Source organism: Agrobacterium sp. 6Ca8 (assembly GCF_055382765.1).
In genome coordinates, this window is record NZ_AP026433.1 from 1,803,831 (window position 1) to 1,816,033 (window position 12,203).

Annotated in this window: 11 protein-coding genes; 2 read left to right on the plus strand and 9 right to left on the minus strand. The window is 58.7% G+C overall.

What is annotated here, in order from left to right; genetic code table 11:
- Window positions 1-40: 40 nt before the first annotated feature.
- The 9 genes from ACZ5A6_RS09070 to ACZ5A6_RS09110 form a co-directional block, all read right to left on the minus strand.
- Window positions 41-1,246, minus strand: coding sequence for an MFS transporter (locus ACZ5A6_RS09070; RefSeq protein WP_019565262.1), 1,206 nt, complete (start codon window positions 1,244-1,246; stop codon window positions 41-43).
- 46 nt (window positions 1,247-1,292) lie between these two features.
- Window positions 1,293-1,940, minus strand: coding sequence for a TetR/AcrR family transcriptional regulator (locus tag ACZ5A6_RS09075; RefSeq protein ID WP_211415288.1), 648 nt, complete (start codon window positions 1,938-1,940; stop codon window positions 1,293-1,295).
- Between the two features lie 59 nt (window positions 1,941-1,999).
- Window positions 2,000-2,716 (minus strand): ParA family protein, encoded by a 717-nt coding sequence (locus tag ACZ5A6_RS09080; protein ID WP_038491666.1) that lies wholly within the window; start codon window positions 2,714-2,716, stop codon window positions 2,000-2,002.
- A gap of 161 nt (window positions 2,717-2,877) precedes the next feature.
- Window positions 2,878-3,261 carry a hypothetical protein gene (locus ACZ5A6_RS09085; RefSeq protein ID WP_464110915.1) on the minus strand — a complete coding sequence of 128 codons (384 nt, stop codon included), beginning with the start codon at window positions 3,259-3,261 and terminating at the stop codon, window positions 2,878-2,880.
- A 9-nt stretch (window positions 3,262-3,270) separates the two neighbouring features.
- Window positions 3,271-4,416, minus strand: a complete 1,146-nt coding sequence (locus tag ACZ5A6_RS09090; RefSeq protein ID WP_003513312.1) for an iron-containing alcohol dehydrogenase — start codon at window positions 4,414-4,416, stop codon at window positions 3,271-3,273.
- Complete coding sequence (locus ACZ5A6_RS09095) at window positions 4,413-5,801, minus strand: aldehyde dehydrogenase family protein (protein ID WP_013636539.1); 1,389 nt, start codon at window positions 5,799-5,801, stop codon at window positions 4,413-4,415. The genes ACZ5A6_RS09090 and ACZ5A6_RS09095 overlap by 4 nt, the downstream gene beginning before the upstream one ends.
- 18 nt (window positions 5,802-5,819) lie before the next feature.
- Entirely contained in the window at window positions 5,820-7,184 is a 1,365-nt protein-coding gene (locus ACZ5A6_RS09100; protein ID WP_013636540.1) for a glutamine synthetase family protein, read from the minus strand.
- Window positions 7,185-7,248: 64 nt separating this feature from the next.
- A complete protein-coding gene (locus ACZ5A6_RS09105) occupies window positions 7,249-8,763 on the minus strand; it encodes an amino acid permease (protein ID WP_003513319.1) in 1,515 nt (504 codons plus the stop codon).
- Window positions 8,764-8,975: 212 nt separating this feature from the next.
- Window positions 8,976-9,749 (minus strand): N-formylglutamate amidohydrolase, encoded by a 774-nt coding sequence (locus ACZ5A6_RS09110; protein ID WP_013636542.1) that lies wholly within the window; start codon window positions 9,747-9,749, stop codon window positions 8,976-8,978.
- 177 nt (window positions 9,750-9,926) lie between these two features.
- Between ACZ5A6_RS09110 and ACZ5A6_RS09115 the strand changes: the two genes are divergently transcribed.
- Both ACZ5A6_RS09115 and ACZ5A6_RS09120 read left to right on the plus strand, forming a co-directional pair.
- On the plus strand, window positions 9,927-10,805 hold the full coding sequence (locus ACZ5A6_RS09115) for a MurR/RpiR family transcriptional regulator (RefSeq protein WP_003513323.1): 879 nt from the start codon (window positions 9,927-9,929) through the stop codon (window positions 10,803-10,805).
- 288 nt (window positions 10,806-11,093) lie between these two features.
- Entirely contained in the window at window positions 11,094-12,200 is a 1,107-nt protein-coding gene (locus ACZ5A6_RS09120) for an ABC transporter substrate-binding protein (RefSeq protein WP_003513325.1), read from the plus strand.
- Window positions 12,201-12,203 lie beyond the last annotated feature (3 nt).

A 12,203-nucleotide genomic window follows, 5' to 3' on the forward strand; every position in this document is an offset into this window, starting at 1 on the left:
CGGCGGATGTCATTCCGCCGGGCTTTTTCGTTGCTGAATGTTATCCGCGCTTTTCAGTCAGGAAGTAAAGCAGCGCTGCCGCTGGTAGAGCAAAGCCGACCCAGGACGCAGCACCCCATTCCCCAACGGAATAGGCCCAGCCGCCGACGGCAGAGCCAATCGCACCGCCCATGAAAAATGTCGCCATGTAGACGCCGTTCAGACGGCTGCGGAATTCGGCGCCGAGCGTGAAGATGGCGCGCTGACCCAGCACCAGATTGGTGGTGACGCCGAAATCGAGAACGATGGCGGCGACCACGAGAATGCCGAGTGCCAGATGCGATCCTTCCGGCGCAAGATGCGTGACGGCGAATGACAGCGCCGCTGCCACCATCGCGGCAAAAGTAGCGGCATAGGTCCAGCCCCGGTCAGCCATGCGCCCCGCAATCGGCGCGGCGACGGTGCCTGCTGCACCGGCAAGGGCAAACAGCGCAATCTGGCCCTGGCTGAGATTGAAATGCGGCCCGCTCAGATAAAGCGGCGTCGTTGTCCAGAAAAGGCTGAAGGCAGCAAACAGGAAGGCGTGATAGATCGCCCGCCGCCGCAGGATAGGCGTATGGGCGGCAAGCCTGCCCATGGAGGCCATCAACGCCCCATAACCCAGCCTTGCCTCAGGCACACGAACGGGCAAAAGGCGATAGAGCACAACGGCGAGAATTGCCATGACGCCAGCCGACGTCAGGAACACACCGCGCCAGGAGACCACTTCCGACAGGAGGCTGGAGACCGGGCGCGCCAGCATGATACCCGCCATCAATCCGCTCATGACATTGCCGACTACCCGCCCTCGAACAGCGTGCGGCGCCATGTGCGCCGCATAGGGAACGATAACCTGCACCGCGACCGAACTAATACCGACCAGAAAGGCCGCAATCAGAAAAGGTGCCGCATGCGGGGCAAAAGCCGCCGCGAGGAGCGCAAGCACCGCCATCGAAACGGTGCTGACGACCAGCCTGCGATTCTCGACCAGATCGCCAAGCGGCACGACGAACAGCAGGCCGACGCCGTAGCCGATCTGCGTCAGGGTCACGATCAGACCGGTTGCGCCGGCAGACAGGCCAAGCTCCGCCCCGATGATGCCGGCAAGGGGCTGGCCATAATAAAGATTAGCCGCAATCAGTCCGCAGGCGGTAGCCAGTAGAAAAGTCAGGGCCGGGGAAATGGATGTTTCGTAAACATCCTCCCCTTCAACTACACGCGTCGTCATCATTTTCTCCAATATGGAAACGAATGTTTCCTAAATAGCCACAAAATTATTCGGCAAGTTTCAGGGCGATATCCACCACGGCCGTCATCTCTTCCATACTGCGCCCGGTCTTTCCCACCACCCGCATGCCGTACATGATGCACAACATCGCTCTGGCGAGATCATCGGGATCAGTCTTCGACTGCACGGAACCATCCCTCTGCCCCTCAGCCACCAGCCGGGCAACGATCCGCTCCCTCGCCTTCACCGCCCGCTCGACCACGACAGCGATATCGTCGTCCAGTGCGGCGAGATCGGCGGCAGCGCCAACCACGAGGCATCCATCCGAACCGGTGGCACCGTGCGACCGTTCCGCATAGAACATCAGGCCGGCTCGCAAACGCTCGTAACCGGTATCATAACCGGCAACGGCGGCTTCAAACCGCTCCGTCTGCAAGGTCCTGTAGCGCTCCATCGTCGCGATGAAGATGGATTTCTTGTCCTTGAAAGCCTTGTAGAGACTGCCCTGCGCCAGTTCCATCGCATCTGTAAGATCACCGACAGAAGTGGCGTGATACCCGCGCCTAGAAAAAACACGGATTGCTCCATCAAGCGCGCGGTCGATATCGAACTCGCGCGGCCTGCCGCGATGGCGTTGTTCCGGGGAATTGGTGTGGGTGGTATCGGTCATGCTCACAATATAGGAAATGATCATTTCCAAATCAAGCAAAAATAATGCCCGCACCTCCAGCAGTCCGGGCATTGGCAGTGTTTTCAAGCCGCCTTGCGGGTGAAAAAGCGCGCGGGTTGCGTGCCGAACCGCGACAGGCGTTTCGGCAAAAGGCCTAGCACCTCGCTCGCGAATGCTTTCGCATTCTCCACCGCCTTGTCGATATTGCTGACCTTGTCCTTGTCGAGACAGAGAAGCGTGCCGCCATAATCGAAGATATCGCGATAGGCCGCTCTTTCGACAATCGGCGTATTCAGAACCGAAACGTTCTTCTCGGCCAGCAGCATTTTGACGAGCAGCAGCGAGCGGGTCGCCACCATGGCGTTGACCCGCGTCAGCACGATGGAGTGGGCGATCGCCTTGCCCATCTTGCGGTTCAGGAACTCGATATGGTCAAGAACCTCTGCAGCCCCACGCGCATCCATGGCGCAGCCCTGCACCGGTATCAGCACATGGTCGGAAATACCAAGCGCCATGGTCAGAAGCGGGTTTTTCGCTCCCGGCAGATCGATGATGAAACAGTCGGTATTGGCATTGTTTTCGCGGATATGCCCCTCGAGGGACGCCATCGTGACATGCGAAATTACCGAGAGATTTTCGATCTCGCCTGATAATTCGTGCCAACGGGAAATCCACAATTGCGGATCGGCATCCAGAACCGTTACGCGGTGGCCGCTGCGGGCAAGTTCGGTTGCCAGAAGCAATACGGCAGTTGTTTTTCCCGCGCCGCCCTTGGTGTTGGCAAAAGTAATGACAGGCATGATATCCCCTGATGATCAGAGCCGTTTCATGCTCATTCATGCACCGAACCAATCATGGTGCTTTCCATAACCTTAACGAACATGGTTAAGAAAAGACTAAGATCGTTTGTGGGGACAACAAAAAGCCCGCGATAAATCGCGGGCTTTTGCCATCTGATTGATCACGCCAGCTTTCGGCAGGAACCCACATCGTCCGCACGCAGGCGACCGGCTTTTAGATCCTCGTACTTCGGCAAGTTCAGGGAACTGCCCAGCCTTTTCTCAACGGTTGCACGATCAAGCGTAATCATGCGTCCGGCGCTGGTGAAGGACACCATGCCGTTCTTTCCAGAATACGCCATAGTCGCGCGCATTTCACAGAAATAGCGGTCTGAGCCTCTGGACAAATTCCATCCCCCGATTCCCGCCTTATTGCTCGACAGAGCTCCGACTTTGTAACCTTGACCGGAAAGTTCCTTGAAAGAAGCGGCCTGCGCCACAAGGGGCAGGCTTAGAAACGCCACTGCGAGCAATGGCGAAAAAACTGAAAATCTCATGGCTGCCATAACTACCCTTTAAAAGCAGTCCTCAAACAATTTCCTGGTATTCTCCAGCGTCATCGGCACCGGATTGCCGCCGCAGCTCGGATCCTTGATCGCTTCTGCCGCCAGTTCGTCAATGCGGTCAGGCTTAATGCCCATGGCGGTCAGGTTATCAGGCACGCCGAGTTCCTTGCGAAGCTCCAGCACATAATCATAGAAACCATCGAAACCGCCCGAAATGCCGAGATATGCGGCAGCGCGGGCAATCTTGTCTTCGATGGCCGGGCGGTTGAAACGCAGCACGGCCGGCATCACGACCGCATTGGTCATGCCGTGATGGGTGTTATAGACAGCGCCGATCGGATGCGAGAGCGAGTGAATGGCGCCGAGACCCTTCTGGAAGGCAACCGCCCCCATCGCAGCCGCCGCCATCATATTGGTGCGCGCTTCGATATCCGTGCCGTCCTTATAGGCGCGTGGCAGGAATTCCTTGACCAGACGCAGGCCTTCAAGCGCAACGCCGGCGCTCATCGGATGGAAGAACGGCGACGAATAGGCTTCGAGGCAATGGGCAAAGGCGTCCATGCCCGTGCCTGCCGTGATGACCTTCGGCATGCCGACCGTCAGTTCCGGATCGCAGATGACGACGCCGGGCAAAAGCTTCGGATGGAAGATGATCTTCTTCACATGGGTCTGCGAATTGGTGATGACGCTGGCGCGGCCAACTTCCGAACCGGTGCCCGCCGTCGTCGGAACCGCGACGATGGGCGCAATCTTCGAGGCGTCCGCCCGCGTCCACCAGTCACCGATATCCTCGAAATCCCAGACCGGGCGCGTCTGCCCGGCCATGAAGGCGATGGTCTTGCCAAGATCGAGGCCGGAACCACCGCCGAAGGCGACGACGCCGTCATGGCCGCCATCGCGATAGGCTTTTACGCCGGCTTCCATGTTGATTTCGTTGGGGTTCGGATCGACATCGGCGAAGATCGCCCGGCCGAGCCCAGCCTCTTCCAGTACATCGAGCGCATGCGCGGTAATCGCCATATTGGCAAGGCCGCGATCCGTGACGAGAAGCGGCTTCTTGATGCCGAGCGTCTTGCAGGCTTCCGCCAGTTCCTTGATCCGGCCACGGCCAAGCTTGACGGCGGTGGGATAGCTCCAGTTGGCGACGATATTCATTTCGTGACTTTCTTCAGATGGTAGGATTTCGGTCGGGTCAGGTTCTGGAAACCGAGAACGGAGAGCGAGCCGCCACGGCCCGTTTCCTTCACACCTGTCCAGCAGAGCGCGGGATCGAGATAATCCGCACGGTTCATGAACACGGTGCCGGTTTCGATCTCACGGCCGATACGCCCGGCACGCGCTGCATCCTGCGTCCAGAGCGAGGCGGTGAGGCCATATTTACTGTCATTCATCAGGGCGATGGCCTCGTCGTCGTTCTTCACCTTCATGATGCCAAGAGCGGGGCCGAAGGTTTCTTCGGTCATGAACTCCATGGAATGATCGACATTGACGAGCACTTGCGGAGCGACGTAAGCGCTCTCGCCGTCATCGGCAGGGAAAAGCTTGGGATCGACCAAAGCCTTGGCGCCCTTTGAGACGGCATCAGCGATCTGTGCGCGCACCACCTTGGCGAAACGCTTGTTGGCCATCGGCCCCAGTGTCGTTTCCTGTTCCAGCGGATTGCCGAGCTTGTAATTGGACACCCACGCCACGGACTTCTCGACGAATGCGTCATAGAGGTTTTCGTTGACGTAGATACGCTCGATGCCGCAGCAGCATTGCCCGGAGTTATAGGTCGCGCCATCCATCAGCGTATCGACGGCAGCGTCGAGATCAGCATCCTCCATCACATAGCCGGGGTCCTTGCCGCCGAGTTCAAGCCCGAGACCGGTGAAGGTGCCGGCAGCAGCACGCTCAATGGCTCGGCCGCCTTCCACCGAACCGGTGAAGTTGACGAAATTGAACAGGCCTTCGGAGATCAGCGCCGAGGTCGTGCCGTGATCGAGGAAGACATTGATGAAGACATCGTCAGGTACGCCGGCCTCTACGAAAGCCCGCACCATCCGCTCGCCGACGAGAAGCGTTTGCGCCGCATGTTTGATGACGACTGTGTTGCCGGCCATCAGAGCCGGGGCAACGGTATTGATCGCCGTCATGTAGGGATAGTTCCACGGCGCGATGACGAAGACCACGCCATGTGCTTCGCGCTCGATGCGGCGTTCGAAATTGCCGCTTTCCTCGATGACGAGCGGCGCCAGCGCATCCGCCGCAATGGAGGCGACATAATTGGAGCGCTCGTTGAAGCCCTTGAACTCGCCGCCATAACGAACCGGTCGGCCCATCATATGCGCCAGTTCCGGCACCACCTCGGCCACCATTTCGTTAAGGCGCGCCACACCCTTGAGAACCAGCTGAACGCGGTCCTCAAGCGGACGTCGCGCCCAGTCCTTCTGCGCCTTGCGCGCTTTCGAAACGGCGGCGCGCGCCGCTTCCAGCGACATCGCCTCCCGCTCGGCATAAACCGAGCCGTCGATGGGCGAGATATTCTGGATCATGGTCATGATGTTTTCCCGTAATGATTAGGCTCTCTCGAAACCGCGCGCCACTTCCCAGTCGGTCACGCGGCGGTCGTATTCTTCCTGCTCCCACCTTGCGGCGTGCACGTAGTGATCGACCACGTCGTCGCCAAAGGCCTCACGCAGCATTTTCGATCCGTCCAGGAAGGCGGTCGCGTCGCGCAATGTCTTGGGTATCTCGCGCACGTCCTTCCCGCCATAGGCGTCACCGACAAAAGCGGGCTCAAGTTCGAGTTTATTTTCAATGCCGTCAATGCCCGCCGCAAGAAGAGCGGCCATGGCGAGATAGGGATTGAGATCCGACCCGCCGACACGGCACTCGATACGGATGCCCTTGGTTTCCGCGCCGCAAAGGCGGTATCCTGCCGTGCGGTTGTCGAGGCTCCATATCGCCTTGGTCGGCGCGAAGGTGCCAGCCATGAACCGCTTGTAGGAATTGATGTAGGGCGCCAGGAAATAGGTGATGTCGCTGGCATGCGCCAGAAGCCCGGCAACATAATGCCGCATCACATCCGACATGCCGTGTTCGCCATCCTTGTCGAGGAAAGCCGGCTTGCCATCCAGGCTCCACAGCGACTGGTGGATATGCGAGGAACTGCCAGCGGCATTGTAGTTCCACTTGGCAAGGAACGTCACCGCCTTACCCTTCGACCAGGCGATCTCCTTGGTGGCGTTTTTGATGATGGCGTGCCGGTCGGCCATGGTCAGCGCCTCGGCATAACGCACATTGATTTCCGCCTGACCGGGAGACGCCTCGCCCTTGGAATTCTCGACCGGAATTCCCGCACCCTGCAGGCCCTTGCGCAGCGCCCGCATGACGTCCTCTTCCTTGGTCGTCTGGAAGATATGATAGTCTTCGTTGTAGCCGCTGGCGAGGTTCAGGTCCCTGTAGCCGCTGGCGCGTGCCGCATCGAAGGTCTGGTCAAACAGGAAAAATTCGAGCTCGGTGGCCATATAGGCCTTCAGCCCCATCGCCTCCAGCCGCGCCACCTGCTTTTTCAGCAGCGCGCGCGGCGAATGCGGCACTTCTTCATGGGTGTGGTGATCGAGCACATCGCACAGAACCAGCGCCGTGCCTTCCAGCCACGGCACCTTCCGCAGCGTCGAAAGGTCGGGCTTCAGCGTATAGTCGCCATAGCCCTTTTCCCAGCTTGAGGATTTGTAACCGGGAACGGTTTCCATCTCCATGTCGGTGGCAAGCACATAGTTGCAGCTATGGGTTTCCTCAAAGGCGCTTTCAACGAAAAACTCCGCCTGGAACCGTTTGCCCATCAGACGCCCCTGCATGTCGACAAGGCAGGCCAGAACCGTGTCGATGCGCCCTTCGGCCACATCCATCTTCAGCGCGTCGAATGTATAGCTCGTCATTTTGTCCATCCCTTTTCATGTGGCGAGCAGGCGGCCGGTATGCGGCCGCCCGTCAGTTCGAGCATCAGGCCTTTGCAGCCGCCGCTGCCATGGCAGCCTGCTTGTGCTCCAGCGCGAACTCCTCTTCCGGCGACAGGATGAGGCGATGGCGTCCGACAAAGGCGAAGTAGGCAATGGCAACCGCAAACCATACGGCTACCCACAGCACACCCTTGGTGAAGTTCGGATCCTGGATCTGATAGAGCAGCGTCACGATGGCGATGATGATTGTCAACACCGCGCCCGGAATGCCGAAGGGCGAGCGGAACGGCCGCTCGATATGCGGCAGATTTTTCCTGAGCAGGATGAAGGAAATCGCCTGCAGGATGTAGGAGAACATCGCACCGAACACGGCCATGTTCAAAAGCACGCTGCCGATGATGCTGCCGCCCTGTTCCGCACCCAGCGAGAACCAGATGACGAGCATGACCGCAAGGCCGACGAGCGCGCCGGCAATATTGGCAACGTATGGCGTCCGGTATTTCGAATGAGTGATCGACAGCACTGTCGGGAAGTAACCCGCACGCGACAGCGAATAGATCTGGCGGCCCTGCGCATACAGGATCGTATGGAAGCTGGCAATCAGACCGGTCAATGCCACGAGACCGAGCAGCACCACGCCGCCATCGCCGTAGATCGCCTTGAAGCCATCCAGCAGCGGTTCAAGCGACGAGCTGAGATGAAAGGCGCCGACGCCCGGTAGTGACGGGTTCAGCAACACGATCATGAAGGCCGAAACCATCAGCGTGATGACGCCGAGAATGATACCCTTGGGCATATCGCGTTTCGGATCAACGGATTCTTCAGCCGCCAGCGGCAGCTGCTCGATGGCGAGGAACAGCCAGACCGCAAAAGGCAGCGTGGCAAGAACGCCCGAAAAACCGAATGGGAAAAAGGAACCGTTGCCTTCCGGCAGCTCCACAGCCTTGCCATCGGGTCCGACACCGATATTAAGCGCGTAACGCGAAAAATCCATGTTCGGAATGGCGCTGACCCAGAAAAACACCAGAACGCCGAGTGAAATCAGCGTGATGACCAGGGTGACCTTGAAGGAAAGCTCAAGTCCGAAGACGTTGAGAGCAAGGAAGATCGCGTAGAAGGCTATCCACACGAAGGGTGAATAGGCCGGATCGAGGCCGAGAATGGAGTTCACATAGGCGGTGATGAAGGTAACGACGACCGCCGGCGTCAGCACATATTCGACATTCTCGCAAAGTCCGGTGACGAAACCGCCCCACGGGCCCATGGCCGTGCGGGCAAAGGAATAGGCGGCACCCGTGTGCGGCAGCGCCGGGCTCATTTCCGCAATCGAGAATGTCAGCCCGAGATACATGATGGCGATAATGATGCCCGCCACCAGCATGCCGCCCCAGCCGCCGGTGGAAAAGCCGAAATTCCATCCGGAAAAATGCCCTGATATAACCGCGCCGACGCCAAGCGACCACAGCGACCACACGCCCGCGTATCGGGATAGTCCACGTTTTTCGAAATAGGATGCATCAGCCTTCTTGTAGCTGACGCCTGATGATGAACCGTCCATGCCCTTCTCTCCTTAATAGAAAAAAAAGCCAGCCAGCCGTTATTGGCCGATTGTGCCCCCAGTTTCCGGCATCGCCCGGGAGGTTTCCCGCACTGCGCCGCACGCATCTGCTGTTCCCTTGCCGCTTCATGCCGTTCCGGCTTTTGTCGATTGCGGCAGTCTCATTGACGGTCGGCTGCGGTGTTTTCACCATAAGCCGCCCCATTGCTCCCTCACTCATCGATTGATGAGAGCGCCTTCCCCATAAGCTCGTGGAGAAAATCGGCAATTGCCGATTGGTCTCCTTCATTGGCGATCAGATCGTTGCGGATCTCGATCATGACGTTCAAAAGTCCGTCCGGCAGCGCGTGCAGCCGCAATGTATGCGTTACACCGTCTTCCGGACCGTAGGGATCGTTGCGCTTTACCGTCAGCGCAGAACCCTCGGCGCCCACCAGCATCGCATCGGCCAGCCGGCTGTCAGTATCGTGCAGGATGCCGATCTGCACTTCACGGAACTGACCGTGATAGACCGGCGTGAAACTGTGAATGGTCACCACCACCACCTTGCGGCCGCGGTCCTGCCGCTCGGCAATAATCTCACTGACACGGTCGTGAAACGGCACGTAAAGCGCAGAGGTACGGGCAAACCGCTCCGCCTCGCTCAGATCGAGATTGCCGGGAATATTGTAAATCTCGCTTTTGACCGGCATGGCAGAAGGCGATTCCGGCGGCCGGTTGCAATCATAGACCAGGCGCGAAAACCGCTGATGGACGAGCGTGGCATCAAGCTTCTGCGAAAGCAGCCTTGCAACCGCCAAGGCACCCGGATCCCAGGCCGCATGGCTCGAAAGCACGTCCGGCGAAAGACCGAGCGTACCGAGTTTTTCCGGGATGGTGGCTGAAGCATGTTCGCAGACCAGAACGACGTCGCCCTTCGCTGCGGCGTTCTCGACGCCGACAGCCTGTCCTTCCGCTTCCGTGAAAAACCGTGAACGCACCGTCATGCACGCATCCCGCCCCGAAACCTGCCATCCCGCCGATGACGAAAAGAATTCTTCACATTATCGCGAGTGTCAAATGGAATTTTGAAATTTTCTCTTCATTTTCCCCATTGACTCGATAGCTGGCACAGATGCTTATATTCGCCAATACACCGGCAAAAAGACCGGAAGGGGAAAGATTTGCGCAGTACGACGGCCACCGTGTCGGATGTCATCCATGCCCACTATGACGCGCTGACCCGTTCGGAAAAACGGCTGGCGGAGAGCCTTCTCGGCAACTACCCCGTCTCGGGTCTCGGCAGCATCACCACGATTGCCGAAAATGCCGGTGTTTCGACGCCGACGGTGGCGCGCATGGTGCAGAAGCTCGGATACAAAGGTTACCCTGAATTTCAGGCCCATCTGCACCAGGAACTGGAAGCGACGATCTCCGGCCCGGTTGCCAAACATGACCGCTGGGCAACCAATGCGCCGGGTCTGCATATTCTCAACCGTTTCGCCGACGCCATAACGGGCAATCTGCGCGACACTTTGAGCGATCTCGACACCGCGGTCTTCGACAATGCCGCAAGGCTGCTCTCGGACCGCAAACGCAGCATCTATTTCGTCGGCGGGCGCATCACCGGCGCGATTGCCGAATATTTTTTCACGCATATGCAGGTGATCCGGCCAAAGACGACGCTGATGTCGTCCAACTCCAGCGCCTGGCCTCAATATATGTTGAATATGAGCGCCGGCGATGTGCTGGTGATCTTCGACATCCGCCGCTATGAGCACGACATGACGACGCTTGCCGAGGTGGCGAAGGCAAACGGCGTACAGATCATTCTTTTCACGGATCAGTGGACATCGCCGGTGGCGCGCCACGCGCTGCACACCTTCCGTGTGAAGATCGAAGCCCCCTCGGCATGGGATTCATCGGTCGTTACATTGTTTGTCGTCGAAGCGCTGATCGAAGCGGTGCAGAGCAGCACCTGGGATGAAACCAAGGAGCGCATGAACGCGCTGGAAGGCCTGTTCGAGCAGACGCGTCTGTTCCGCAGGCCGGACCGGACATGAACATTAGTAGCCGGCACAGTGCTTGACGCGGAAACCGCCGGCTGATTGGATACCCGAAATCGCTACCAGCGCGATAAAGCGGGATAAAAACAAGCTGGGGAACATATCTGTCCAACACGAATGATGATGGGATTACCCCGCGATTGCAGGCACAAAGCCGGGTGATGGCGGAAAATGGGCGTAAAGTGACGGAATCCGGATAAATAAATTGCAATCCAGCCGTCACATTAGCTTCATCCAGAATCCGTATCAGCGTCCGTAATACGAGAACACGAAGAGGAGAAAAAAGTGATCTCTCATTGCCGTCGACTGCTTGCTGCCACCACCGCTCTGGTAATGGCCTCCACCGCGATCGCTGCCGCTGCGCCAAGCGCCGAACTGATCGCTGCCGCCAAGAAGGAAGGCATGCTGACCACCGTCGCGCTGCCGCACGACTGGTGTGGTTACGGCGACGTCATCGCCGCTTTCAAGGCGAAATATCCGGAAATCACCGTCAACGAACTCAACCCCGACGCCGGCTCTGCCGATGAAGTCGAAGCGGTAAAGGCGAACAAGGACAACAAGGGCCCGCAGGCTCCTGACGTTGTCGACGTCGGTCTCGCTTTCGGCCCGCAGATGAAGGCCGAAGGCCTGCTGCAGCCTTACAAGGTCTCCACCTGGGACGAAATCCCTGACAACGTCAAGGATCCGGAAGGTTACTGGTACGGCGACTATTACGGCGTGATGTCCTTCTTCGTGAACAAGGACCTCGTCAAGAACGTGCCGAAGGATTGGGCCGACCTGCAGAAGCCGGAATATTCCGGTCAGGTAGCGCTTGCCGGCGATCCGCGCGCTTCCAACCAGGCTATCCTCGGCGTTCTCGCCGCCGGTCTTGCCAGCGGTGCGAAGTCCGGCAAGGAAGCCGGTGAGGCAGGCCTGAAATATTTCGCCGAACTCAACAAGGCTGGCAACTTCCTGCCAGTCATCGGCAAGGCTGGCACGCTGGCACAGGGTGCTACCCCGATCATCGTCGCCTGGGACTATAACGCGCTCTCCTGGAAGAAGACGCTGAACGACAACCCGCCCACGGAAGTCGTGGTTCCGGAAAAAGGCGTTCTGGCCGGCGTTTACGTTCAGGGCATTTCCGCTTACGCCCCGCATCCGAACGCTGCCAAGCTCTGGATGGAACACCTTTATTCCGACGACGGTCAGCTTGGCTGGCTGAAGGGTTATTGCCACCCGATCCGCTTCAACGCGATGGTCAAGGCCGGCAAGGTTCCGCAGGAACTGATCGACAGCCTGCCGCCGGCAGCAGCCTATGAAAAGGCAATCTTCCCGACGCTCGAAGACGTCGACGCCAACAAGGCCGCCGTTACCGGCGGCTGGGACAGCGTCGTCGGCGCGAACGTGAAGTAACCT

Bases quoted from the DNA above. Each gene is read 5' to 3' on its own strand.
- ACZ5A6_RS09100 (WP_013636540.1), bottom strand. From the start codon at position 7,184: ATGACGAGCTATACATTCGACGCGCTGAAGATGGATGTGGCCGAAGGG.
- ACZ5A6_RS09070 (WP_019565262.1), bottom strand. From the start codon at position 1,246: ATGACGACGCGTGTAGTTGAAGGGGAGGATGTTTACGAAACATCCATT.
- ACZ5A6_RS09080 (WP_038491666.1), bottom strand. From the start codon at position 2,716: ATGCCTGTCATTACTTTTGCCAACACCAAGGGCGGCGCGGGAAAAACA.
- ACZ5A6_RS09075 (WP_211415288.1), bottom strand. From the start codon at position 1,940: ATGATCATTTCCTATATTGTGAGCATGACCGATACCACCCACACCAAT.
- ACZ5A6_RS09110 (WP_013636542.1), bottom strand. From the start codon at position 9,749: ATGACGGTGCGTTCACGGTTTTTCACGGAAGCGGAAGGACAGGCTGTC.
- ACZ5A6_RS09105 (WP_003513319.1), bottom strand. From the start codon at position 8,763: ATGGACGGTTCATCATCAGGCGTCAGCTACAAGAAGGCTGATGCATCC.
- ACZ5A6_RS09085 (WP_464110915.1), bottom strand. From the start codon at position 3,261: ATGGCAGCCATGAGATTTTCAGTTTTTTCGCCATTGCTCGCAGTGGCG.
- ACZ5A6_RS09090 (WP_003513312.1), bottom strand. From the start codon at position 4,416: ATGAATATCGTCGCCAACTGGAGCTATCCCACCGCCGTCAAGCTTGGC.
- ACZ5A6_RS09095 (WP_013636539.1), bottom strand. From the start codon at position 5,801: ATGACCATGATCCAGAATATCTCGCCCATCGACGGCTCGGTTTATGCC.